We start from the raw sequence: 22,714 nt of genomic DNA on the forward strand, positions 1-22,714 counted from the left end.
TCAGAGGCCAAATTCAGCCGGGTCGAAGCCCAACGCGATAGCGATCTCGCGGGAGGCCAGTTTCTCGTCCTGATCGAAGTTACCGTCACTTTTCGCAACGGCAATACCAACACGTAAGGCCAGCTGAGCGGCCTCAGGCTGATCTTTCAGCGCCAGGATGTATTTCATGGTTTCGCCCTTGCCGATTTCAACATCGAAATCGAAGCTTGAAACCAGTTTATTGAAGAACTCAATCACCTCATTGGTATCGAAGACCTTCAGCTCTTCTGAAGAGCGCAGAAAGCCCATCATTTTCTGCTTTTCTTCCGAACTTACGCCGTCACTCGATACGGCAATACGGGCACATACAGCAACGGTGCCCTGCATGAATTTTTTGTTTTTGAAACGGCCAACCTGGCGGGTCAGTTCGTCACGGCCTGAGTTAATGGCACCTTTAACTTTGTCGAAAAAGCTCATACCTGTTTCCTTTGTTGCTGTGTTATTTAGAACCGGCGCTCCAGCGAAATCCCCAGCCAAATGCCCGGTCCATTTCGTCCTGGCCTTTGAAGTACTGGTTAATTCGCTCGACTTTAATTGCGCCGTTTTCGTTTACGAGTCTGGCAATGGCGCACAATGTGCGACGGTTTTCACCTTCGGTCAGGCGGGTCTCAATGGGCGGTTGATCCGGCACATGAATGGTGACCACACCATCAGTCTTGTCCCAGCTGGGAACACCTTCATAAATAAAGGCGTAAATCAGCACTTCGCGGATATGCTTCCATTCACGTCCATTGATATGCAGCCACTCGCCGTCTGATACATCACCCGTCCGGTCATCGCCCTTGAGCTGAACATACGGTTCATCGCGATAATCACCGAATGCATTACCGAGCGCCTGAATGACCGATTTATACCCGTCCTGAAGCTCAACAAAGGCCCCCAGATCCAGGTCGATTCCTTTGGAGCCGAACATGCCTGCAAAGCCTGATTTGCCGCTGCCCCGGTGCCAGTTCAGGTTGATCCGGATTTCACCGAAGTTATCCCGTTTGGTCAGGCTGATTGCAGGCTTCTCTTTTGTCAGCGATACCTTGCTCAGGCTGATTTTTGTCTCAACTGGCGGAGGGGTTACAACCGGAGGAGTCGGGGCTGCGGGAGCCGGTTCGTCGGCAATATTTACGCCGAAATGCTCTGCCAGCGGTTTAAGTCCACCGTTGAACCCCTGCGCAACGAAGCGGAATTTCCAGTCATTATTACGACGGTAAAATTCACCCAGAATTAAGGCTGCTTCCTGACGGCCGCTCAGTTCGACACTGCCGCTAACCAGGCCGGTAGCCCCTTGCTCCACGTCGATGGAAAGATTACGAAGACCGGACACCGTCTGCCCACCGTCACAGGTCACGGTGAACGCAATTTTCTGGACATCAGGTTTCAGCCGGTTGAGCGCGACAGTAAAGGTTGAGTACTGGCCTTCACTGACCAGGCTGACGGTACCATCATCGTTACGTGGCTGACCATAAAACACCATGTCCGCATCACCCTGCACCTTCCCGTCGGCATACAGGCGAAACGCCGAAGCATCCACCTGGCCGCCCGAGGTGATCCGGACCCGCAACTCCTGGGCTGGAACGGGGGCATTGCCCCCCGGCGTCAGGTTCATTAGCGAATAACCGCTGAAACGATATCGGAGTGCATATCGTCAATTGTGCGGCCGCGACAGGCATGGCCAAGGGCGGTAAAGTCCCAGTTGCCGTTATTACGGCGCAGCGAAGAAATAACGATCCCGGTATGTGAGCCCTGCTCAGTCAGCTTGTAGCGAGCCAGCTCTTTGCCGGTTTGATCGACAACGCGGCAGAACGCGTTTTCGACGTCATTGAACGACTGACCACGGAAGCTGTTTACCGTAAACGCCAGGTATTCAACGTTTGCAGGCAGTCGGGAGAGGTTGACATTAATCACCTCATCGTCACCGTCACCTTCACCGGTCAGGTTATCGCCACTGTGCACAACAGCGCCGCAGGTGGATTCCAGTTTGCGGAACCAGATGGTGTCAATTGTTTTACCGGTGCTGTCCATTAATACGCAGCCAGCATCGAGATCGATTGAGTCGTTGCCTCCAAACAATCCTCCAAGAAGACCTTTTTTCTTAACCGGATCCCAACCGAGACCGAAATGAAGCTGGCTTAATGCAGATGATTCTTTGCTGAGTGATACCGTCTGGTTCTTAACTAATGAAACCATGTTTTATTCCTTAAAATGGTAATGACCGAGACAATCAAAGGTATATTTAGTAACTGACGAAGAAAATCATATCATGATGAAGTTCTCTGACAAGGGAAATTTTGGTAGTTTTCTGTAAAAACACAAAAAGAAATCCTTTTCAGGGTGTTAATTTTCTAAGTTTAATTTAAATATCAATGTGTTATCAGGAATCCAAAAAACCTGACGCACTCCATAACCACAGGAGTTATTAATCATATTATGATTGACATGTAGCTTAGACACTCATAGACTCACTTCTCAATCATAAATTTGCATGGCGTTCCGGATAATTAAAAAAAATGAACAAGAAAATTTGGTTTATGGAAGGTTTATCCTCCCAGCGAGATATTATTCAGGGGGTAAAATCATTTGCAAAAAAAAATAATTTTGCCATTACCGTTTTTGCCTCCCACCGTAACGAAAGAAATGAAATCCTTTCCGTTGCCGACTATTCTTTGACTGAACCTGAAGATCCTCAAAAACGTCTTCAGTTTATCCAGGAAACCATTCAGTCCTACGGCATCCACCATATTCATACTGGCCGTAACAGCCAGTGGTTTGAAGAACACCGTTCAGCCATTGAATCGACCGGTGCCACCCTTACTACCGGTGCAACGGGCGTCGACTGGTTAACTCTGGCTGACGAAAAAGTTACTTTTGCTCAGTTTATGGAGCAAAAGGGTCTCCCGGTCGTACCATCCTGGCGGGTGAATACGCTGGCAGAATTAAAAACACACCTCGCGGCCCCGCCGTTCACTGACAGCCCGGTATGCGTGAAGCCGGTGACGGGTATCTATGGCATGGGATTCTGGCGCTTTGATGACAGTGCTTCGCCTATGGCCGTCTTTAATCATCCCGAACATCGTCTGGTCAGTCCGCAACAGTATATTGCAGCAGCATCAGCTGCTGAGTCGTTTAAACCCCTTGTTTTGATGCCGTACCTGCCAGGCCCGGAATTTTCCGTCGATATCCTCGCGGATAAGGGCGAAATACTCGCAGCCGTGGGACGCCGTAAGGAAGGGGTTATCCAGTATCTGGTAAACGAAGGAAGCGCCTGGGAACTGGCGTGTGACTGCGCCAGGGTTATGAAGGCCGACGGGCTGGTGAATGTTCAGACGCGAAACGATGTGAATGGCAACCCGGTGCTGCTTGAAACCAACATGCGTCCGTCAGGGGGGGTGGGTTATACCCTTCACAGCGGGGTGAACCTTCCTGGGTTATTTGCTGCCTTTAAGCTCGGTCTGATGTCTGAAGATATGGTGCGCCAGAGCGCTAAAAACACCTTTTCTCCGGTTGCGGTGAGATCCATTACGGATGTAATTGCATACCCGGAATCACTCTCTAACCTTCTGAATTAAGGCGTATTTATGTCTGATATCCTCGAAGATATGATTTATCGCCGTACCCTCTCATGCGGTACGATTCAGGTAACCCGCGACCAGGGTGAAGTTTCGCTCGATGACCTGTTTGACATCGCTGAAAGACGTAACCCGAAACGCGCCTTTCTGTTTGTCAGCAAAGTACTCGGCAGGCACATTCCCGTGCCACCCTCAGTCATGCGGCAGGCCTACAGACAGCTTGCCAGCCAGTTCCCCTCGACACTGACAGGACCCGTACTGTTTATCGGTATGGCTGAAACCGCCGTTGGGCTTGGGGCCGGTGTATTTGATGAAGTGCGCCACCAGCATCCTGAATCTGTCTATCTGACCTCTACCCGTCACCCGGTTGATGGCACGTTGCTTTGCGAGTTCAAGGAAGAACACAGCCACGCCACCGATCATCTGATCTATCTGCCAGATGATGAAGAGAAAAGACGTCGTGTTACCAACGCACGAACGCTGGTTTTGATTGATGACGAGGCAACCACCGGTAATACCTTTATTAACCTGCTTTCAGCCCTGCGTAATACCGGCAAGCTTCAACATATTGAACAGGTTATAGCCGTTACGCTTACCGACTGGAGTGGCAAAGCCTTGTCCGAGCGCAGCACCTTACCAGTCACTTCGGTTTCTCTTGTAAGCGGTAAGTGGGGATGGACCCCATTACCTGATGCACCTGTCCCGGACATGCCGAAAGTCAACGTAACTTCACGAGGAGAATGGGACATCCAGGGAAAACAGTCCTGGGGCCGACTGGGGATGCTCGCACCTGCGGCCGATCTCGGCCATGAGGTCTCCGTCCACAAGGGGGAACGTATTCTGGTTCTCGGGACCGGGGAATTCGTCTGGGAGCCGTTCCTGCTTGCTGAACGGCTCGAAGCTGCCGGAGCACAGGCATTTTATGGATCGACCACCCGCTCCCCTATCGCCGTTGGTTATGCCATTGAGTCCGCCATTTCCTTTACGGATAACTACGGGCTGGGCATCCCCAATTTTGTCTATAACGTCGCCCACCAGCAGTTTGACCGCATTCTTGTGTGTACTGAGACACCCGCAGAAAGTATTGACACGCAGCTTCTTAAAGCGCTGGCTGAGGTTGCGGCCGTCGTGGAGATTGTTACCTATGAATAAACCCGTTGTTCTGAGCGACCTTGACGACACGCTCTTTCAGACCCGTCGTAAAATGGTGGACGAGCTGGCCCTGGAGCCATTCCGTACCGGTGCCGTTGATCGCACCCTGAATCCACGAAGCTTTATGACGGAAGAACAGTCCATGTTGGTGGACTGGCTCCTGGAGCAGGCTGAACTCATACCCGTTACCGCACGGGGAACTGAAGAAATCAGCCGCGTACGGATCCCTTTCCACTCCTGGGCAATCACCACTCACGGGGCCGTCATTCTCACGCCAGAAGGCAAACCCGACGAGGAGTGGAAGGCCCATATGCTCGGCCAGCTGGCTCCCTATCAGGAAAAGCTGACATCGATGCAGCGTCTGATCACTGAAATGATGGACGCAAAAGGGATCAATGCCTGGGCAAGGCTGAACTTCGAATACGGTGAAACGGCGGTTTATATGGTGATGAAGCACCGCGACAGCACCCGCCTTGACGAGCTCAATGCCATTGCAGATGAGATAGAAACGGTGTTTCCGACCGAGGGCTTCTACATCCACCGCAACAGTAATAACGTGGCCTGGCTTCCCACCGCGGTTGAGAAAGGGCTGGCAGTCAGATGGCTTCTTGAAAAACTTCGGGCTGAACGCGGAGTCTTCCCCGTAATTGGTCTGGGCGACAGCCTGAGCGATCATCGTTTTATGAAACTGTGCAGCTGGTTTGGCATCCCGCGTCAGAGTCAGTTTGCAGATGCCATTTCACAGCGAATTTTTGGAGAAAATTAAAATGCAGCCACATGACACATTTACCGGCTCATACCAGCCCGGTGACGTGGAATTTCTGCTAAAGCCGGTAGTCATTGAGATGACGCCGGTTGAGCAAAAAGAAGAGCTGATTCAGTCAGGGAAGAAACATTATTCGGACATGCTCAGTCAGGAGCCAGCGCCAACACAATGGCATCTTGATTTGTTTCACCGGGCGCTGGATCGGGGCGCAGAGAGACTTGCAAAAGAAGTCACACAGCTCGCTATTGCTCTGGCCGAACGCTTCGGTGATGAGCCCATTGTACTGGCCAGTCTCGTCAGAGCTGGCGTGCCGCTCGGCGTTATGCTGCACCAGGCCCTGCGTGACATGGGGAAAACCTCATGGCATTACGGTATCAGCATTATCCGGGATCGTGGAATTGACGGTGCAGCCCTCGACGTCATTGAAGAGCGCCATGGTACCAGCGGTATTGTCTTTGTTGACGGATGGACAGGTAAAGGCGCAATTACCGGAGAGCTTGTACGCGCACTGAAAGATCGCCCGGGCTATCCTGAGCAGCCGCGACTGGTTGTCCTGGCCGATCCCTGTGGCTGCTCCTGGCTTGCAGCCAGTGATGATGACTGGCTCATTCCTTTTGGCATCATGGGTGCGCCGGTATCAGGCCTGATCTCCCGGTCAGTATGGTCCTCTGAAGGATTACATGGGTGCATGGTTTGCGAGCATCTCAGTGAATTCGAATGCAGCCGGATGCTTGTCGATACCGTCGCCCATTTCCGTAAGAAGTTAACCCCGTCATCCCTCGCTACCCTGAGCTGGAATATGGAGTCAGCCCGGGTCTTATGGCAGACAAGTCGCGACGTTATCGCGTTCCTGGCCGATGAATTTAAAGTGGACAGCGTCAATCGTATTAAACCCGGTATTGCTGAAGCAACCCGGGCTGTATTACGTCGGGTACCGGACCATGTATTTGTGCGTTCTATTGACGACCCGGACGTTGCCTTGCTTGTAGGGCTTGCTCGTGAAAAGGGAATAGTTGTTACAGAAATGGGGGGAACCCTCGGCCAGTATCGGGCTGTAACCATTATCAAGAAGGTACTCTGATGAAAAATCGTCTTTCTCCCTGGAATCTGGGAGCCACGCTATACATGCCTGCAACACGGGAAGATATTGCTGATGCCGTCCTGCACGGGAAAATCCCGGGTTTGCGCTCTCTGGTGATTTGCCTGGAGGATGCTGTCAGTGAAGCAGACATCCCCATCGCCCTCAAAAATCTGGAGCACCTGCTGCACGAGCTCAGTAACAGCATGCGTAGCCTGGGTAAAAATGACTGGCCTCTGGTGTTCATTCGCCCTCGGCATGCCGAAATGGGCAGATGGTTAAAAGCGCATTATGATCTTTCCGCTGTCGATGGGTTTGTGTTGCCGAAATTTACCCTCAGTTCGTTAGCTGAATGGTGGGATATCATGGGCGGGACTCACCTGTGCATGATGCCAACGCTGGAAACAGAAGACGTCTTTGACGTGGTTCAGATGCGCGAGCTGGCCACTCGCCTGGTGGAACATCCCTGCCACGACCGCATTATTGCGCTTCGAATCGGCGGCAACGATCTTATGAACGTTGTGTCGCTTCGCCGCCCCCGGGACCTGACGCTGTATGACAGCCCGATGGGCTACGTCATCAAAATGCTCGTTTCAGTCTTCGGCCCGCGTGATTTTGCCCTGACCGCGCCCGTATGTGAGCATATTGACGATCATGCCGTTATGGCCAGAGAGCTGGCTCTTGATATGGCACATGGGCTTGTTGGGAAAACGGCCATTCACCCGGGTCAGATAGAGGTCATTCAAAACGCGCTGATGGTCACTCAGGGTGAGTATTCTGACGCTCTGCGGATCCTGAACTCTACCCAGGCCGTGTTTAAGTCGCAGGGAGCAATGTGTGAACCCGCCACACATCGCCGCTGGGCGGCTGGCATTCTGGACAGAGCTCGTTTTTATGGGTTACAGAACGAGCAAAGCGCTGATGGAATCAGATTACTTACCGTGACCCAGCATCATTAAGGAAATCATAATGGGGTTCAGGTTCAGAAAGTCGATCAACATTATTCCTGGCGTTCGCCTCAACCTGAGTAACGGTGCACCGAGCCTGAGTGTCGGGCCGAGAGGTGCTTCCGTTTCTTTTGGTAGCCGGGGGACCTATGCCAATCTGGGCTTGCCCGGTACCGGGCTGAGTTACCGTACCCGGCTTGACCGGGCCGCGCGTTCCGGAGGTGGAAACCGGACGGCAACCGACCCGGGGCTCAGACAGGCGCTTGAGCAGGAAGCCGCTGAACTCATGTCAGCGGTAACCGCAATCCGTAATATTCACGAGCTGACGCCGGATCCAAAAACAGGCATCAGCTGGGCAGAGCTGGAAGCAGTATACCTGCATAACAGAACGTCGCCTTTTCAGGTTCCGGCACCGGTGCGTCCAGAAAAGCCAGACTACCTTGCATTGCCGGAAAAGCCTGCCGAGAGCGAAGGCATTAGTTTTCTGGGTAAATGGTTTGAATCGGAATCAGCTAAAGCTGAGCGCCACGCCGAAAATCTTCGCCGGTGGCAGCAGGAGCTGATTGATGTGGAGCGTGAGAATACCCTTCGACAGCACCGGTACCAGCAACAACGGACGGCCTGGGCCGAACAGTATGCAAACTGGAAGTTTGAAGCAGAAGAACATGAAAAACGGCTCGCCACGGCTCAGGCAGATGCCCGGCAGCAGTTCCGGACAGACGCCGCGTTTTTCGAATCATACCTGGCGGGTGTGCTGGCAGAAACTGAATGGCCGCGTGAAACGATTGTTGCATTTGAAGTAAAGCCGGAGCTATCAGCAGTCCTGCTGGACGTTGATTTAGCTGAGATTGAAGATTTCCCTGATAAGATTTACGGCGTTAATGCCCGGGGCACGGAGCTGACGGAAAAAGCCATGACGCAAAAAGCCGTACGCGAAAACTATGCCCGCCACGTCCATGGCTGCTTGTTCCGCCTGGTCGGTATCGTTTTACATACGCTACCTTTCGACAACGTGATTGTGTCAGGCTTTACGCAACGGGTCAGTAAGCGGACCGGCTATCTGGAGGATGAGTATATCCTGTCCTGCAAATGCACTCGCAGCCAGATGTCGTCAGTAAATTTTGCAGGCATAGAACACATTGATCCGGTTGAAGCGTTAGGCGATCACCCGGTTATTCGAAAGATGAGCAGTACCTTCATTTTTCAGCCTATTGAACCACTAACCCTTTAAGCAGGCTAAATCTTACGATGCAATTAAATACCAGACAGGCCCGGATTTTTAAGCTTGCCAACTTACTGGGCACCGGCAAGCCCGTTTCCGCTGCCGACATTATAACCAGTCTGGAATGCTCAGAGCCGACATTAACCCGGGCCCTCAAAGAGCTACGCGAGTCATATTCTGCGGAGATCAAATACAGCAAGGCAGGTCATTCCTACCATCTCGTTAATCCGGGCCAGCTGGATAAAAAGACCCTTCGCCGGATGAATGAAGCGCTCGCACAGAATGCTGAACTGAAAACCGGTGAGTCTACAGGGAAGGTCGTACTCGATAAGGATAAAAAAACAGCCGTGTCCTTATCGCTACGCATGCGGATCTTAAGAAAAATTGACCGTCTGGCTGCGCTGAGTGGCTCGACCCGAAGTGAAGCGGTAGAGAAGCTGGCTCTGCACTCCGTTGACGAACTGATAAAAGAATACAGCGCTAAAAAGTCCTGACGCTAAATCTCAGACCGGGGTGAAAACCCCGGTTTTGTCATATTTTACCTCTGTATTGGCGTGACGTAGTTTTGATCTATTCTCCTCCCGCAATGCCAGCAGCGCCTTACTGACTACAAAACCTGGTGTCTTGACATCCTCTTGTGCTACACATCAATCTTTGGGCGTTTTACACTCCATTCATGCAGATCTGTGATGTATGATGAATTTCATACATAAGACAGTTTATTTGTCCGAGTTTTTTCAGAAATCTTATATTCCAGTCCGGTCTGAATTATTTTTCTGTTGATAAGAGGCCATTCACATGTCGGTAATTCTATGGTGGTTAACTTATTTCTTTAATGCCGCTTCTGAGTATTTAATCTCCACCCGACAGATGTCGTGCCGTTTTATCAAATCAACAAACCCTGGCCTCTTCCTGAAACTACTCTCCTCTTCCGATCTCTTAAGAAGGAATTACATTTGAGACGCTTACCCGTATATCTGCTACTCGACACGTCCGGCTCTATGCACGGAGAGCCTATCGAAGCGGTTAAAAATGGCGTTCAGACGCTGCTTACCACGCTGAAACAGGATCCGTATGCACTCGAAACGGCTCACGTGTCAGTGATCACCTTTGATTCTTCAGCCCGACAGGCAGTCCCCCTGACAGACCTCCTGAGTTTCCAGATGCCAGCACTAACAGCCAGCGGCACCACGTCTCTTGGCGAAGCGCTTTCCCTCACGGCCAGCTCCATTGCCAAAGAAGTACAGAAAACGACGGCTGACACTAAAGGTGACTGGCGTCCCCTTGTATTCCTGATGACGGATGGAAGTCCGAATGATGACTGGCGTAAAGGCCTGAATGACTTTAAAGCGGCCAGAACCGGCGTTGTTGTGGCATGTGCAGCCGGGCATGATGCCGATACCAGCGTCCTCAAAGAAATCACTGAAATCGTGGTTCAGCTCGATACAGCTGACAGTTCGACGATTAAAGCTTTCTTTAAATGGGTCAGTGCGAGCATTTCGGTAGGCAGTCAGAAAGTGGAGTCCAGCAAAAAAGAAGTGATCGGTCTTGAAGACCTGCCACCGCCGCCGCCAGAAGTAAATGTGGTCTTATAATTTTATTGATTAAGGGGATATCATGTCTGTCAGTCTGAGCAAAGGCCAGGGCGTAAGCCTGAAAAAAAATGAATACGATCTCTCGTCCGTTACTATCGGCCTCGGTTGGGATATTAATGAGGAAAAGAAAGGTTTTCTCGGCGGGATCTTTGGTAAAAAAGAAGAAGAATACGACCTTGATGTGATCGCTTTCCTGTGTAATTCAGCCGGAAAGGTGACCGATCTCGGCAATGTGGAAAATGGTAAACCAACGCTTGTGAATGGCGATATCATCTTTTTCAACAGCCTTCGCCATAAGTCAGGCAATATCTGGCTGACGGGCGATAACCGAACCGGAGCCGGTGACGGTGACGATGAGCAAATTATTGTGCGCCTGAATTCCCTTGACGCTCAGTACGAGAAAATTGTGTTCATCGTTCAGATCTACAATGGTGAAAAGCTCCAGCAGCACTTTGGTAAAGTTCAGAATGCCTTCATCCGGGCAGTAGATGCCCGTAATATTGAAATGGCACGATTCGATCTTTCTGGCGGACCCGCCTTCGCCAGCCAGCGCTCCATGGTCTTTGCCGAGCTGATACGCGAGGCTACAGGCTGGAAACTCAGGGCAATTGGTGAGCCTTCAGAATCAGATTCGTTTGTCTCGCACCTGAGGAATTACATGTGATGCGCCGCCTGCCTGTTTACCTTGTTATCGACACATCCGGCTCGATGCGCGGTGAGTCAATCCATTCCGTTAACGTTGGAATTCAGGCGATGCTTAGCGCTCTTCGCCAGGATCCCTACGCCCTCGAAAGCGTTCATATCTCCATTATCACCTATGACAATGAGGCGCGTGAGTTCATTCCTCTCACGCCGCTGGAAGACTTCCAGTTTTCTGACATCGTTGTGCCAAGCGCAGGCGGGACGTTCACCGGTGCTGCCCTTGAATGTCTGATGCAGTGTGTTGAACGGGATGTACGTCGCTCAGATGGTGATACCAAAGGAGACTGGCGTCCTCTGGTATTCCTGATGACTGATGGAACCCCTTCTGATGCCCTGGCGTACGGTGAAGCGGTAAAAGCGATTCGCGGCCGGGGATTCGGATCCATCATTGCCTGCGCCGTTGGTCCTAAAGCAGGCCATGAGCACTTAAAACAGCTCACCGATAAGGTTGTGTCTCTGGAGACGCTAGATTCAACCGCGTTTGCAGGTTTCTTTAAATGGGTATCGGCCAGCGTGTCTTCCGGCAGCACAAGCGCGGGGATTAATAACGGAACTGATACCCTTCCCCCTCCTCCACCAGAAATCCAGCTGGTGCTCTGACAGACAGAAAGGTGCTGTTTCCGGGCAGCACCTTTCTGTACAGCAACGTTTTCTGCTGGCCGTACCAGCCGTACGAGGAAAATTATGAGACGCCTTCCCGTGTTTTTTGTCCTGGACTGTTCAGAGTCCATGATTGGTGAAAACCTGAAAAAAATGACTGATGGTCTGCAAATGATCGTCGGAGATTTAAGAAAGGATCCACACGCACTTGAAACAGCCTGGGTCTCGGTAATCGCATTTGCCGGTGTAGCCCGTACGATTGTACCTCTTCACGAAATTGCCTCGTTCTACCCTCCCCGCCTTCCCGTTGGCGGCGGTACGAGCCTTGGAGCTGCATTGCGTGAGCTGACCGTGCAAATTGATACCCAGGTCAGAAAAACCACTCATGAGGCTAAAGGCGACTGGAAACCCGTCGTGTATCTCCTTACCGACGGACGTCCGACTGACGACACAACCGCAGAAGTGAAGCGCTGGAAGGATCACTACGCGAGTAAAGTGAATCTCATTGCCGTTGGCCTGGGGCCGTCAGCGGACCTGAATATCCTGCGGCAACTGACAGAGAATGTCATGCTGTTCACCGAATCTCAGGAAGGGGACTTTACCCGCTTCATCAAATGGATCACGGCCTCGGTTACGGCGCACAGCCGCAGCGTCGGGGACGACAAACAACCTGAGCTCAGCCAGACTGAATACATAGTCCGGCTGGCCAAGGACGAGCCAGTAAAAGCGTACGACGAAAACTGCGTTACGCTTACCGGCCGTTGCAGCAAGACCCGTCGTCCGTACCTGATGAAGTATGAACGGCCACCAGCAAGGGTTTCCGGGCTCGATTTCAGTCTGAACCTGAACAGCTTTAATATTGCCGGATGCTATCCCATCGATGAGGACTATTTTGCGTGGTCAGATGCCACCGCTACCGGTTTGCAGGTAAATACCAGCGAACTGCATGGCGTACCGGGTTGCCCCCACTGCGGTAATGCCAGTGCGTTTGCCCTGTGCTCATGCGGAAAGTTGCTGTGTATTGACGGCCCGGATGACGTGATCTGCCCGTGGTGTGAAACAGGCCTGTCATTCAGCAATGATGGCGGAAACACTAACTTCGACGTAAACAGAGGGAGAGGTTGATGTCGCAAAATGCTTTACTTGAAGAGAAGATTATCCGCTTAGTTCTGTCTGAGCTGGGCCACCCTGTTGAAGGTGAGCGGCTTTTACTTCTATCGCAGGACCCATCCCTTACCGAAGAAATTATGCGGCTTAAAGAGCGGATTGAGAGCCTTGCACAGGGTTTATCTGCGCGGGTTAGCGAAGGTGATAACGACGCAGAGATTGCCGCCTCGTCAGCATCCAGTCTTTCCGATCAGCAACAAACGGTCGTAAGTGTTGCTGATAACCCGGGCATTGACGCTACCGATACATCAGCACTGCAACCCCTGCCAGAAAATGAGCCTCATCCTCCGTTCTGGAAGCTGATGCCTTATTACGAATTTGATAAACCAGCACAGAGGGAAGACGAAAACCTGTCTTCCCTGGTATTAAAACCCGGGCAGATACCGACAGGCCAGCAGCGGGCCAGCTTAGCTGTGCCACCTGCCGTTCCCCCGAGAGCTAAAATAACGATCCCCAACGCCCGCGCAGGCGAACGTTTCTCTTCGCCGGTTGCTATCGTACTGGATGAGGGCCAGCAGGCTACTGTCAGGGACGTTGTCTTTCCCCGGAACATTGGCCTGTCCTTTGACAAAGAACTGGAGTTGCTGACAGGTACACCCACCGAAAGCGGCGATATAGAGCTTTCAGTAATCTGGTCATGCGCGTCGCACGACGAATGTGAAACAAAACAGCTTTTTATAGTAAATCCCGATCCGAGAAGCCTGTGGAAGGTGGTAGAGCCACCAGCAGACGCTCCCTACCCTAAGTCCCATCTGGACGCTGCTGGCCTGGTCAGGGGTGATATACGTATTGCTGCCGCCAGTCGCCGGGGACGCTCTCATGAGCATGCCGGAAGCTTCAGAGATGACGACTTCTACATCAACCACTGCCAGGAAACAGGATGGTCTGTCATGCTGGTCGCAGACGGAGCCGGTAGTGCGGTAAATTCCCGGGAAGGCTCCCGGATTGCAGTCAAAACGGCTGGCGATTACCTTTTAAATCAGCTCAGTGGTGTGAAAGGCGTCCATTTAAAGCAGCACATCACGGCGTGGGAAGGGAGCGATCAGCAGGCAACAATAAACGCCATGCTTCATCATTTTAAACAGGCAGCTACGCTCGCGGTCAACAGTATCCAGAACGAAGCCATTTGTGCAGAACAACCTGTGAAATCCTATTCAACAACCCTTCTGGCAACTGTAGCGCTACGAACTGATAACGAGCTGTTTGCGGCTGCATTCTGGCTTGGTGATGGTGCGATAGGTGCATACAGCCCTTCCGGTAAAGTCAGGATACTGGGAAATCCCGATAGCGGAGAATACGCAGGACAAACCCGTTTCCTTGACCAGAGCATTATCGCAGACCCCTCGTTTAGCGGCCGCATCAGCGTGGGTAAATGGAATGATGTATCTCACTTGATCCTCATGACAGACGGCGTCTCAGACCCTCTGTTTGAGACGGATAATGGGCTTCGCAGTGACGAAAAATGGACCCGTCTCGTTGATGAGCTCAACCCTGTCCTTACAGACGCCAGTATTGCGCCTGAGAGGTTAGGCGACTGGCTTAACTTTTTCTCCACAGGGAACCATGATGACCGCACTATTGCGGTGTTGTGGTAAGGGATACGCTTTTTCGGTGATCAATATGGCAAATATCGTTACGTGCAAAACAAAGGACGGCGAAACAGTCCAGTATGTTGACGAGGTAATTGGTTCGGGCTCGATGAAGGATGTTTACTTTTCGCCTGATAAATCATACGTCGTCGCTTTTTATCATAAACCGCAGAACGAGCAGGCCCGGGATCGGATTGATATGATCACCGGACGCTACAGGCAAAACATTTTTGGCCAGTCCGGAGGTGAATACTGGAAGGACCTGTTTTGCTGGCCGACCCATGTTGTTGAGCATGGGCATAAAATCGGCATCGTGGTTCCAACCTACAAAAGCTACTTTTTCTTTAAATACGGCTCTAAAAACGATGATTTTCTTGGCATAAAAGGTCGTGAAAAGGAAGGCAAATGGTTTGCCAGCGCCAGCAACCAGAACAAATTTCTCGACCCACGTGAACGAGGCAATACGCTTACCTATCTCAAGGTCTGTCTGCTGCTGACAAGAGCCGTCAGAAGGATGCATGCGGCAGGTCTCTGTCACAGCGATCTAAGCTATAAAAACGTGCTTATCGATCCAGAAATGGGACATGCCTGCATCATTGACGTAGACGGCCTGGTTGTCCCTGGAAAGTATCCTCCCGACGTGGTGGGCACCCCGGATTTTATCGCTCCGGAAGTGGTGAAAACCAGTCATCTTTCCAAAGAGGATCCGAACCGCGTATTGCCAAGCATTACTACTGACCGTCATGCGCTGTCGGTGCTTATCTACATGTATCTGTTCTTCCGTCATCCGCTACGTGGCGGAAAAATACATGACATGTCGGATGAAGTACGTGATGAGACCTTATCTATGGGTGAGAAGGCACTCTTCATTGAACATCCGACAGACAAAAGCAATGCAGTCAAAGTCAGTCAGCTATCGTCCTTTTCACTGCCCTGGGCTGACCCGGAGAAAATTCCTTACACCATCATGGGCCCTTATCTGACACCTTTGTTTGAGCGCGCCTTTATAGATGGCTTACACGATGCCACTAAACGCCCGACCGCCGATGAGTGGGAAAGCGCCCTGGTTAAAACAGTCGATCTGATACAGCCCTGCCAGAACAAGGCGTGTGAACAGAAATGGTACGTTTTCTCGGGTAAGACAAAGCCGGTTTGTCCCTACTGCGGTACGCCATACAAGGGTAAATTACCGGTTCTAAATTTATATTCTTCCCGAAAGGAAGGCAGTTATCGTCCTGACGACCACCGGTTGATGGTGTGGAGCGGGCAGTCAATCTATGCGTGGCATGTGAATCGCCTCATTGCGCCAAATGAGCGTACAACCGATTTGCAAAGGAAACGAGTTGGGTATTTTGTTTTCCATAACGATCAGTGGTGGTTAGTAAATGAAGGCATAAATGGGCTTATGTCATTACCGGATAAACGACAGATTGCCATTGGGGAAAAAATTGAACTGACGAATAACGCTCAGTTTGTTCTGTCAAAGGAGGAAGGCGGCAGGCTGGTCGTCGTTCAGTTAGTAGAAAACTAACGGACGCCCATAACGACTAAAACGTTCTGGCAGCATACTGAACCTGTTTAATGAATCACTATATTAAGCTGTGTCAAATTTAAGCTGCCAGAAAAACTGACTGTCTGTGCCGGATATGCGGTACACCTCCTGCGGCAAGGGTTTAATGCGCAAAGCCCAATTTATTTATAAGAGTGAATAGTTTTGTGGCTCTACCCTGCCGCTCTCCTTTCCTGTGTCATGGTTTTTAACATCTGAAATACTGACATTGTTAAGCCGGTGATTGTATAAGGCGATGCGGACAATCTCATGAAGATATTCAAGTTCGTTTTGTGTCAAGGACTGGCCTTCCTGGGTTTTTGAAATCATTTCCTGCCAGCAGATCAGTCTTTCGTAACTGACATGTTCGCTGTTTTCCAGGCAGTGCAACCTGAAATAGCGAAGGAACAAAGGAAATTCATCGGTCTGAGCGATGTCATAAGCCCGAACCGTTAACCTACACAGACATACAATCGTATCCTGCTGTAACCTGACTAACGCGTTATGACTGCCCGGAAGGATATCAGGCAATTTCATCTTACAGTCAGCAAGGCGCTGAAGAAGAGGCCCTTCCTCTGAAGGCTCCCGTCCCCGATACTCCTGAAGAGGTTCAGATTCAAGTTCATGCATTAATGGATGATATAGCCATTCCCGGGAACTGGTCTCATCAATGATCAGGCTTTCAATGCACTCATTGTATGTTGTTTTACGTCGCCCGAGCTGCACCTGACTGATTTCATATTCAATATCTGGAAGATCGATACGCAATGCGGCAACTCTTTCGGAAGGATGAAGGTGGTCAAAGGTTAACTTCGCAGAAATGCTACGATCCCTGTCCAGAAAGACGGCCACACATAAATCATTAACCTTTACGAACAGATCAGCTGTGCCTCCGAACATACTGCCGCTTCCAATAACCTCATTCAGTGAAACCGGCCCACCATCGTCGCCAGCGAGAAGATTTGGGAAACCAAGAACCTGGTGCTCGTTGATGACTTCAATAATTTTTCCCCGGATGGCTTCCATCAGACCATCACAGTCACCGGCTACAGCAGTACTGTGTGAGAAATGCCAAAGCTTGACCTCCCCCTGCTTTGCTAACAGATCAGTTTTGCAAGCGGGGCAGATGCAGTTACAGTCGATACCCCGGCTGACCTCTGTAATATCTAAAAAGAGTCCTGATTCTCTCTGGAGTCCAAATGGAATACCAAATGTGTAACTCTTACGCATGGCTGCACCCCGTTTTTGATAATTATTCAAACTATATCCGAAATAACGGAGGAGGATTTCTGTAAAACGAATTAAAAGAAATGATTTTTTAGTTTTCCAGATTAATGTTTGACAAGAATCAAATGAGAGCCTTACAAATATGGAGAGAGAAGTTTAGGTAAAGTAACTTTTATCACAACTTCTAAAATTAAGGAGAATATCGGATGTATTTAGCAGTGGGCTTGGCTTATGATTAAAGTCTTTCTCCGAACTTAATAAGAAAGTTAAAAAGACAGGCTATTACAGTGCCTTTAGCCCCGAAAGGGGCATAAACTATTTTCAAATCCAGACACAGTCTTTTTGTTGTGCCAATATCAATAATTACTCGCGAACAAAGGTCCACACACTCGCAGGAACTTTGTCATATAACTTTTTCATTGTCAGTTCAGCTTTACGATGATCATAAGCACCAGAAATTTCAAGAGAGGCGACACCCGAGTTTTTTTCACATAACCTTTCAAATACTTTTTCGAGCGTTTCGAACGAACTACACTTACGGAATTTCATTAAATAAGACTGCTTTGTGTCAGACATAATCAACCTTCTTTAGACAGGCCTCAACTGGCCAGGGATAATCTTAATATCATTTTTCACTTAAGCCTAACGATTTCACAACCTTTTTCGTTGTTTCCACCCTGTTCATAACCAGGTACATGAGTGCTAAAATGACTGTAAATAAAACCAGTGTATCCCGGTGAGCAGGATGAAGAATCAATCAGTGATCAGACAGTTTTCGGAAAGCGAATTGCATCAGCAGCTGGAAACGTTCGGCAACCATGATAAACAGCTTTCACGCTTGATCCGTTACTTTTCCCATCTGAGATACAACACAGCTAAAACCTATCTGCACTGGCTACGAGTATGGAACGAATGGTATCAGGCGAATGCCCGGTTGCATACAGACTGGCCAGTAAGTTCGCTCCCCGTGTCTGAGGAAGCTCTGCTGGCGTTTATGGGGCATCTTGAAGGCAAATTGTCACGAAGCAGCATAAACAGCTGTCTTCAGGCCTTAAACAGTATCCATAAAAAAGGGCTTAACCTGCCCGGGATTATTACGTCTGAAGCATGGTACATGCTGGAAGCCTTAAAACAATCGGAAGCCCGGAAGCGAAAGACGACTAAACAGGCAACTCCCTTTCTTATTGGCGATCTCAAGGCTCTGATAAAGTTACGCAGTACTACAAACTCAGTTCGTAAGCTTCGTGACCTGTGCCTGATCTGGACAGGCTTTGAAACACTGCTCCGTTCATCCGAAATTCGCCGTATACGTCTGAAAGATCTGTCTCTGGATAGTATGACCGGTGAATTTAACCTGACGGTATACCGTACAAAAACGAACATCAGTACACTTCTTACCTACCGGCTGACACGTCAGTTAACTAACTGCCTCTTGAGATTGATGAACCTTGTGAAAATGGATCAGCACAGTCATCCGGATGAATACCTTTTCCAGGCCGTAAATTTCCATGATACAGGCTATATGCCACCCGGCTGGAAGCTTCGGAGTAAAGGGAATGAGCTATCTGAGCTTCTTAAACGGCATAACCTGCCCTACCGTGCTAAACAAAGTCTTCTGAACGATGAAGATGAGGAAGACACTGTGGACGATGCCGGTATGCTCAGCAAAAATTCCCTTTTACGGGCATTTAAAGAAATGTGGAATGAGCTTTATCCAAATGAGACTAAAACCCGTTACTGGACAGGGCACAGCGTTCGTGTAGGCGGTGCGATACAGCTGGATATTGAAGGTTACTCGCTACCACAGATTATGGAAATGGGGAACTGGTCGAATGAAGAAATGGTTATGCGCTACATTCGCAATATTGAAGCTGGTAAAAAAGCCATGATCAAGCTTATGCGAAATGCCTTTGATGAATAGCGCCCTCACGGGCGCATAACTTTATTTTTTCTTGAACGGGTTAAGTCTGGTGAGATTAGAGAGTGCCCCTCCCGGAGGCAAAATTCCCGTCCTTTTATATTTGTACACGCCATTTAATTTCATTGTCTGGATTCCAAGATTAATAAGCGTGACAAGTTTAAGGGTATACAGGAGTGTAAATTGGGGAGCAACCTGAATAAAAACTAATAACAAGCCTGCACACATTACACGTAGCCATGCCGCGTACTCCATGCTCAGCGGACGCTTGAAATAGAATCTTTCGAGCAAATCAACTGTCTTATTACTGATCCACGCCGCCGCCACTGAGAGTAACAACACGATGCACACCATAATGCCCAGTTCCATTTTCACTCCCTTCTCTTTTAGTCTGTTTAAGTTGAGGCTTAGCCACAGTAGTTTTGTTTTTTGCTTTTTTCTTAGGTTTGGTATGGTGAAACAGAAAACAATCCACCATTACCCAACCATTTTTATATCGAGCCACCAGCATCTTCTGGCTGGGGTAATGAGCATGAAACAGCATTTTCACGTCCATGGTGCCCATCAACGACTGTTTGCGCTTTAGCTCATCCTCAGCCATCTGAAATTCTTGTAAGAATTCTGAAGACAGACGCTGACGCAGAATTCTTATGGCACTGGAGTTTTCATCATTCTTTGCCAGGTGCCCGAAGCGTACAAGTGCCTTGTGGGTTATCTGGATGGGTCCCAGATGAGAGCTGAGCTGTTCGTACTGCCAGAAGTAGGTCAAATCCACCTTAACCCAGCTGATGCTGTCCAGCAGAGCCTCGTTCATGATGGTTCCGGACATAGGTACCATTGTCAGCCTGGCCAGACGCATATGTATGTAGTCCGTAAGCAACCTCAGCGACTCAGGAACGTTTTTATTGAGTAGGAGATGCTGAAGCACCGGGGTTGCGGTCTGCCAACACAGATTGCGCCCGTCAGGCAGGAAAGCAAACTTTTGATCGTCAGGCGCAGAGTTCGAAGCGTTTTCCTTACGAAGCAAAAAATAATGGCCGCACAGCAGCTCTGCTCTTACCTGGTCCTCGTCAGGGTCATGTCGGGCTTTACTTAGATCAACGGTTAGCACAACGCGGTTAATCGCATCAGCGTGATATTTTTTTACCCAGACGCAGACACGATAGAGACGCTCATCGATTTTCTGGCTGGCTGTGGAAATCCATTGCATTGTTGTTCCTTAATTTTCGGGGCTGACAATGAAAATGCCCAGCTCAGCCCCCGGCACGAGTTCTGTATATTTCAGGCTCAGCTTCCGTTGGTTGGACGGACCCTGGCTGTTTTCAGGAGCCCAGTCAGAGAGCGTTTTTAATTGAGGTATGTTGCCTGCTGCGAAAATGGGCAAGGATGCTTTTACTACTGAATAATCAGTCTCAGCATATTTATTCCCGTTTCGTTCCTGCCCTTCAGGCCTAAATGCAAAAATGTGAGCAATCGGAACAGGGAAAGAGTTAGTTCGACAAAGGCGATAAGATTCGCCCTGCTTCAGTGGGTGAAATTCAAGACGGTGTAAAGCCTTATCGATATTAGACACGACATTCAAATTGGTAGTTGCTACATTTTTTACTTCTGAGGCTCTCCTGCGCTCCAACAAACTCACAAGTTGCTCTGCTGTTTTAACTTCCTGGTTTCGGTTTAGCCGCCATGAAAAAGTAACTTTTTTAAGCTGGGACTTGATGAAAAGGATATTTCTTGTTGAGTGCATAGCGACAAGGCCCGGGAGCTTCTTGTGCACTTTATCAAAACGGACATTTTTTTTATTATCGATACGCCTCATTGCCGCAGCAAAATCATTTTTTGCTTCGTTTATAGAAGTGATCAAGCTTTCGAGAAGATCTGCTCTTTCGGGGACAATGATTAGACCCGGGTATTTAGTGGTTACTTTGGTGGAATCATGACTTAATGACTCTATGTCATCCACACAGATGTCAGTAAGTGCCTGAATAATTTCCTCAACCGAAGCATCGTCTTTAATACTAACCCTGATGGGTTTAACCTGCTTCAAGCGCTCTTCTGTTCTAGATACGGTGGAGACAGTCATCAGGTTTGCCATCATCGGGGGGGTGTTCGAAAGAAAACACTTGAGCGAGTCGATGCGTTCCAGAATCTGGTCACGAAAATAGGGCAAATCGTCATAACTCATACGTTTCTCCAGGCTCATGTTATTTCCAATCAATTTTGCTGCCCAGGCTGACCTTGCAGAACATAAATGTCATGTAAACCTCTAAAGAAGTCATTTTGAAACAGCTTTCACAGCATGCGATTTATGTTCGATAGGGCTCATGAACAAAGGATGATAATGGAGACGCCATGGATAGTGGATAGTCTTACCCACCTGGGTGATCCGATTGAGGCGAAAACGACCATTTATACAGTCAACTGACCAAAGCCCGGGAGAAACTAACCTCTTCCAGCGGTAAAAAGAGAAACCTGCAACACAGAGGTCATGCTCCAGGAAATGTTGAGTTTCGACGACGCGAACTTTTATCAAAAACCCCAGCATTGGCGAAAACCAGATCAACAACCATGTTGGCGGCAGGATGACTTTGTTCAGGAGATGATCTGTCATAAGCAAGGCAGATAACATCAGAAAACTGATAGTCAACCACAGGGCCATCCAACCGGCCCATACGCGGCTCTGACAGGGTTTCCATTCGAGAAGAAAAAGTTTTTTATGCATTCTGCCCCGCCTAATTTTAATGTATTGCCGAAGTATGCTGCATCATGATGGTGGTGCGGGGAAAGATTTCAAACTTCCACAATTCTGAAGCCGTGTTCCAACCATGAAAGATCCCGTCTCCACAGCGAGTGTTAAAAGCAAGAATTTCATCCCTGACCTGGTAAGCGAGCACTTCTGGCATATCAATAAACTCAGGTAAGGAAAGAAGAATTCCATGGATAACTTCTCCGGTTAACTTACTCATAACCTCTTCCTCAGACAGGGCAGCGTCCGGGAACAAACACAACGGAAGTGAAAAACAACATAGGTCAAGACCAATAGCAGCCCTTCCTGCGTCGTAGCCTTCTTCATTAACGACAAAACGAAAGAATTTTTCTGTCTCACCCCGTAATGATGACGGTCCTTCAGACGGAACTTCAATACCACTGAAGACTTTATCGGTCCAGTTGGTAAAAGGACTGGTGAAAACCCAACAAATTAAGGATAACGCCAGCTCTTCCTTAAACATACGTTCAGTGCCGGTAGTTCTGGAAAGTTGCTTTTGAGTACTCATGTTTTACCTGTTGCATGAAATTATTGATGTTATATAAACACAACCGGCATTTTATCTAATAGGTTTGAAAACACTAAAAATCGCAAATGCTGGTACCTTTCTGTTTTAAGAGATTTTCAAGGTAAAGTGAGGCTAGATCAATTGGCTGGTTCTCTTCAAGACAGGCTCGCACAAGATCTTCAATAGAGACCGAATCAACCCCCCTTCCCTGTAAAATTTCTTTAGCAGATGCCAGCGTTTTATGAACGCTTCGACTTAGTTGTAATCTGACTTGTGTGCGGGTATCAAAAAGACAATCTTCTGTGACACTTTGTGAAACGGTTCTACTCATTGA

General features: G+C 49.3%; 25 protein-coding genes. 14 read left to right on the forward strand and 11 right to left on the reverse strand.

Translation table 11 applies throughout. From position 1 onward, the window contains the following. From LZP96_RS21035 to LZP96_RS21045, 3 genes are read right to left on the reverse strand one after another with little or no spacing between them, the layout of a single operon-like run. A complete protein-coding gene (locus tag LZP96_RS21035; protein WP_000007449.1) occupies nucleotides 1-456 on the reverse strand; it encodes a tellurite resistance TerB family protein in 456 nt (151 codons plus the stop codon). A 22-nt stretch (nucleotides 457-478) separates the two neighbouring features. After that, nucleotides 479-1,636: a TerD family protein gene (locus LZP96_RS21040; RefSeq protein WP_001054786.1), complete on the reverse strand. Its 1,158-nt coding sequence runs from the start codon at nucleotides 1,634-1,636 to the stop codon at nucleotides 479-481. Beyond that, entirely contained in the window at nucleotides 1,636-2,217 is a 582-nt protein-coding gene (locus LZP96_RS21045; RefSeq protein WP_000254137.1) for a tellurium resistance-associated protein TerZ, read from the reverse strand. Before LZP96_RS21045 ends, LZP96_RS21040 begins: the two co-directional genes overlap by 1 nt. 320 nt (nucleotides 2,218-2,537) lie before the next feature. On the opposite strand from LZP96_RS21045, the gene LZP96_RS21050 reads away from it, so the two are divergent. The 13 genes from LZP96_RS21050 to LZP96_RS21110 all read left to right on the forward strand — a co-directional run bounded on the left by LZP96_RS21050 (nucleotide 2,538) and on the right by LZP96_RS21110 (nucleotide 15,945). Continuing rightward, complete coding sequence (locus tag LZP96_RS21050; RefSeq protein ID WP_012695441.1) at nucleotides 2,538-3,596, forward strand: ATP-grasp domain-containing protein; 1,059 nt, start codon at nucleotides 2,538-2,540, stop codon at nucleotides 3,594-3,596. Nucleotides 3,597-3,605: 9 nt separating this feature from the next. Then, nucleotides 3,606-4,748, forward strand: coding sequence for a phosphoribosyltransferase domain-containing protein (locus tag LZP96_RS21055; protein ID WP_001280115.1), 1,143 nt, complete (start codon nucleotides 3,606-3,608; stop codon nucleotides 4,746-4,748). Next, complete coding sequence (locus tag LZP96_RS21060; protein ID WP_001040058.1) at nucleotides 4,741-5,514, forward strand: HAD family hydrolase; 774 nt, start codon at nucleotides 4,741-4,743, stop codon at nucleotides 5,512-5,514. Before LZP96_RS21055 ends, LZP96_RS21060 begins: the two co-directional genes overlap by 8 nt. Nucleotide 5,515: 1 nt before the next feature. Beyond that, nucleotides 5,516-6,595: a cysteine protease StiP family protein gene (locus LZP96_RS21065; protein ID WP_001585166.1), complete on the forward strand. Its 1,080-nt coding sequence runs from the start codon at nucleotides 5,516-5,518 to the stop codon at nucleotides 6,593-6,595. Further along, complete coding sequence (locus tag LZP96_RS21070) at nucleotides 6,595-7,551, forward strand: HpcH/HpaI aldolase/citrate lyase family protein (protein ID WP_011152965.1); 957 nt, start codon at nucleotides 6,595-6,597, stop codon at nucleotides 7,549-7,551. The genes LZP96_RS21065 and LZP96_RS21070 overlap by 1 nt, the downstream gene beginning before the upstream one ends. A gap of 10 nt (nucleotides 7,552-7,561) precedes the next feature. After that, nucleotides 7,562-8,770 carry a DUF4236 domain-containing protein gene (locus LZP96_RS21075; RefSeq protein WP_011152964.1) on the forward strand — a complete coding sequence of 403 codons (1,209 nt, stop codon included), beginning with the start codon at nucleotides 7,562-7,564 and terminating at the stop codon, nucleotides 8,768-8,770. A 17-nt stretch (nucleotides 8,771-8,787) separates the two neighbouring features. Then, on the forward strand, nucleotides 8,788-9,255 hold the full coding sequence (terW, locus tag LZP96_RS21080; RefSeq protein WP_001176767.1) for a tellurium resistance protein TerW: 468 nt from the start codon (nucleotides 8,788-8,790) through the stop codon (nucleotides 9,253-9,255). Nucleotides 9,256-9,717: 462 nt separating this feature from the next. Continuing rightward, nucleotides 9,718-10,356 (forward strand): vWA domain-containing protein, encoded by a 639-nt coding sequence (locus tag LZP96_RS21085; RefSeq protein WP_001253657.1) that lies wholly within the window; start codon nucleotides 9,718-9,720, stop codon nucleotides 10,354-10,356. Nucleotides 10,357-10,378: 22 nt separating this feature from the next. Next, complete coding sequence (locus LZP96_RS21090; protein ID WP_000116681.1) at nucleotides 10,379-11,020, forward strand: TerD family protein; 642 nt, start codon at nucleotides 10,379-10,381, stop codon at nucleotides 11,018-11,020. Next, nucleotides 11,020-11,658: a vWA domain-containing protein gene (locus LZP96_RS21095; protein ID WP_001253658.1), complete on the forward strand. Its 639-nt coding sequence runs from the start codon at nucleotides 11,020-11,022 to the stop codon at nucleotides 11,656-11,658. The genes LZP96_RS21090 and LZP96_RS21095 overlap by 1 nt, the downstream gene beginning before the upstream one ends. Before the next feature lie 84 nt (nucleotides 11,659-11,742). Continuing rightward, nucleotides 11,743-12,783 carry a TerY-C metal binding domain-containing protein gene (locus LZP96_RS21100; protein WP_001253656.1) on the forward strand — a complete coding sequence of 347 codons (1,041 nt, stop codon included), beginning with the start codon at nucleotides 11,743-11,745 and terminating at the stop codon, nucleotides 12,781-12,783. Next, nucleotides 12,783-14,420, forward strand: coding sequence for a PP2C family serine/threonine-protein phosphatase (locus LZP96_RS21105; RefSeq protein ID WP_126517212.1), 1,638 nt, complete (start codon nucleotides 12,783-12,785; stop codon nucleotides 14,418-14,420). Before LZP96_RS21100 ends, LZP96_RS21105 begins: the two co-directional genes overlap by 1 nt. Before the next feature lie 25 nt (nucleotides 14,421-14,445). After that, on the forward strand, nucleotides 14,446-15,945 hold the full coding sequence (locus LZP96_RS21110) for a helix-hairpin-helix domain-containing protein (RefSeq protein WP_001284318.1): 1,500 nt from the start codon (nucleotides 14,446-14,448) through the stop codon (nucleotides 15,943-15,945). Between the two features lie 165 nt (nucleotides 15,946-16,110). Here the strand turns inward: LZP96_RS21110 and LZP96_RS21115 are convergent, their stop codons facing one another. Then, complete coding sequence (locus tag LZP96_RS21115; protein WP_258926337.1) at nucleotides 16,111-17,193, reverse strand: competence protein CoiA family protein; 1,083 nt, start codon at nucleotides 17,191-17,193, stop codon at nucleotides 16,111-16,113. A gap of 360 nt (nucleotides 17,194-17,553) precedes the next feature. Next, the gene (locus LZP96_RS21120) at nucleotides 17,554-17,766 is read right to left on the reverse strand and encodes an Hha/YmoA family nucleoid-associated regulatory protein (RefSeq protein ID WP_001285422.1); all 213 of its coding nucleotides are present in this window, start codon (nucleotides 17,764-17,766) and stop codon (nucleotides 17,554-17,556) included. Nucleotides 17,767-17,935: 169 nt separating this feature from the next. Here LZP96_RS21120 and LZP96_RS21125 point away from each other — a divergent pair, with 169 nt between their 5' ends. Continuing rightward, on the forward strand, nucleotides 17,936-19,111 hold the full coding sequence (locus tag LZP96_RS21125) for a tyrosine-type recombinase/integrase (protein ID WP_000795949.1): 1,176 nt from the start codon (nucleotides 17,936-17,938) through the stop codon (nucleotides 19,109-19,111). 21 nt (nucleotides 19,112-19,132) lie between these two features. Here the strand turns inward: LZP96_RS21125 and LZP96_RS21130 are convergent, their stop codons facing one another. The 6 genes from LZP96_RS21130 to LZP96_RS21155 all read right to left on the reverse strand — a co-directional run bounded on the left by LZP96_RS21130 (nucleotide 19,133) and on the right by LZP96_RS21155 (nucleotide 22,711). Beyond that, a complete protein-coding gene (locus tag LZP96_RS21130; RefSeq protein WP_001805195.1) occupies nucleotides 19,133-19,477 on the reverse strand; it encodes a hypothetical protein in 345 nt (114 codons plus the stop codon). Beyond that, the gene (locus LZP96_RS21135; protein ID WP_001198595.1) at nucleotides 19,413-20,318 is read right to left on the reverse strand and encodes a hypothetical protein; all 906 of its coding nucleotides are present in this window, start codon (nucleotides 20,316-20,318) and stop codon (nucleotides 19,413-19,415) included. Before LZP96_RS21135 ends, LZP96_RS21130 begins: the two co-directional genes overlap by 65 nt. A gap of 9 nt (nucleotides 20,319-20,327) precedes the next feature. Then, nucleotides 20,328-21,290, reverse strand: a complete 963-nt coding sequence (locus LZP96_RS21140; protein ID WP_000119428.1) for a DNA replication terminus site-binding protein — start codon at nucleotides 21,288-21,290, stop codon at nucleotides 20,328-20,330. Between the two features lie 90 nt (nucleotides 21,291-21,380). After that, on the reverse strand, nucleotides 21,381-21,827 hold the full coding sequence (locus tag LZP96_RS21145; RefSeq protein ID WP_000549069.1) for a hypothetical protein: 447 nt from the start codon (nucleotides 21,825-21,827) through the stop codon (nucleotides 21,381-21,383). 16 nt (nucleotides 21,828-21,843) lie between these two features. After that, complete coding sequence (locus LZP96_RS21150) at nucleotides 21,844-22,380, reverse strand: hypothetical protein (RefSeq protein ID WP_000107167.1); 537 nt, start codon at nucleotides 22,378-22,380, stop codon at nucleotides 21,844-21,846. A gap of 73 nt (nucleotides 22,381-22,453) precedes the next feature. After that, a complete protein-coding gene (locus LZP96_RS21155) occupies nucleotides 22,454-22,711 on the reverse strand; it encodes a hypothetical protein (RefSeq protein WP_001371933.1) in 258 nt (85 codons plus the stop codon). Between the last annotated feature and the right edge of the window lie 3 nt (nucleotides 22,712-22,714).

Origin of the sequence: Huaxiibacter chinensis (genome assembly GCF_022171985.1) — a bacterium.
Taxonomy (GTDB): domain Bacteria; phylum Pseudomonadota; class Gammaproteobacteria; order Enterobacterales; family Enterobacteriaceae; genus Enterobacter; species Enterobacter chinensis_A.

What these genes read in the sequence shown, in the direction of transcription:
- LZP96_RS21140 (WP_000119428.1), bottom strand. Translation starts at nt 21,290, where the DNA reads ATGAGTTATGACGATTTGCCCTATTTTCGTGACCAGATTCTGGAACGC.
- LZP96_RS21145 (WP_000549069.1), bottom strand. Translation starts at nt 21,827, where the DNA reads ATGCATAAAAAACTTTTTCTTCTCGAATGGAAACCCTGTCAGAGCCGC.
- LZP96_RS21060 (WP_001040058.1), top strand. Translation starts at nt 4,741, where the DNA reads ATGAATAAACCCGTTGTTCTGAGCGACCTTGACGACACGCTCTTTCAG.
- LZP96_RS21125 (WP_000795949.1), top strand. Translation starts at nt 17,936, where the DNA reads ATGAAGAATCAATCAGTGATCAGACAGTTTTCGGAAAGCGAATTGCAT.
- LZP96_RS21100 (WP_001253656.1), top strand. Translation starts at nt 11,743, where the DNA reads ATGAGACGCCTTCCCGTGTTTTTTGTCCTGGACTGTTCAGAGTCCATG.
- LZP96_RS21110 (WP_001284318.1), top strand. Translation starts at nt 14,446, where the DNA reads ATGGCAAATATCGTTACGTGCAAAACAAAGGACGGCGAAACAGTCCAG.
- LZP96_RS21095 (WP_001253658.1), top strand. Translation starts at nt 11,020, where the DNA reads ATGCGCCGCCTGCCTGTTTACCTTGTTATCGACACATCCGGCTCGATG.
- LZP96_RS21120 (WP_001285422.1), bottom strand. Translation starts at nt 17,766, where the DNA reads ATGTCTGACACAAAGCAGTCTTATTTAATGAAATTCCGTAAGTGTAGT.
- LZP96_RS21105 (WP_126517212.1), top strand. Translation starts at nt 12,783, where the DNA reads ATGTCGCAAAATGCTTTACTTGAAGAGAAGATTATCCGCTTAGTTCTG.
- LZP96_RS21040 (WP_001054786.1), bottom strand. Translation starts at nt 1,636, where the DNA reads ATGAACCTGACGCCGGGGGGCAATGCCCCCGTTCCAGCCCAGGAGTTG.
- LZP96_RS21155 (WP_001371933.1), bottom strand. Translation starts at nt 22,711, where the DNA reads ATGAGTAGAACCGTTTCACAAAGTGTCACAGAAGATTGTCTTTTTGAT.
- LZP96_RS21115 (WP_258926337.1), bottom strand. Translation starts at nt 17,193, where the DNA reads ATGCGTAAGAGTTACACATTTGGTATTCCATTTGGACTCCAGAGAGAA.
- LZP96_RS21065 (WP_001585166.1), top strand. Translation starts at nt 5,516, where the DNA reads ATGCAGCCACATGACACATTTACCGGCTCATACCAGCCCGGTGACGTG.
- LZP96_RS21045 (WP_000254137.1), bottom strand. Translation starts at nt 2,217, where the DNA reads ATGGTTTCATTAGTTAAGAACCAGACGGTATCACTCAGCAAAGAATCA.
- LZP96_RS21135 (WP_001198595.1), bottom strand. Translation starts at nt 20,318, where the DNA reads ATGCAATGGATTTCCACAGCCAGCCAGAAAATCGATGAGCGTCTCTAT.
- LZP96_RS21075 (WP_011152964.1), top strand. Translation starts at nt 7,562, where the DNA reads ATGGGGTTCAGGTTCAGAAAGTCGATCAACATTATTCCTGGCGTTCGC.
- LZP96_RS21035 (WP_000007449.1), bottom strand. Translation starts at nt 456, where the DNA reads ATGAGCTTTTTCGACAAAGTTAAAGGTGCCATTAACTCAGGCCGTGAC.
- terW (WP_001176767.1), top strand. Translation starts at nt 8,788, where the DNA reads ATGCAATTAAATACCAGACAGGCCCGGATTTTTAAGCTTGCCAACTTA.
- LZP96_RS21090 (WP_000116681.1), top strand. Translation starts at nt 10,379, where the DNA reads ATGTCTGTCAGTCTGAGCAAAGGCCAGGGCGTAAGCCTGAAAAAAAAT.
- LZP96_RS21050 (WP_012695441.1), top strand. Translation starts at nt 2,538, where the DNA reads ATGAACAAGAAAATTTGGTTTATGGAAGGTTTATCCTCCCAGCGAGAT.
- LZP96_RS21055 (WP_001280115.1), top strand. Translation starts at nt 3,606, where the DNA reads ATGTCTGATATCCTCGAAGATATGATTTATCGCCGTACCCTCTCATGC.
- LZP96_RS21130 (WP_001805195.1), bottom strand. Translation starts at nt 19,477, where the DNA reads ATGGAACTGGGCATTATGGTGTGCATCGTGTTGTTACTCTCAGTGGCG.
- LZP96_RS21150 (WP_000107167.1), bottom strand. Translation starts at nt 22,380, where the DNA reads ATGAGTACTCAAAAGCAACTTTCCAGAACTACCGGCACTGAACGTATG.
- LZP96_RS21070 (WP_011152965.1), top strand. Translation starts at nt 6,595, where the DNA reads ATGAAAAATCGTCTTTCTCCCTGGAATCTGGGAGCCACGCTATACATG.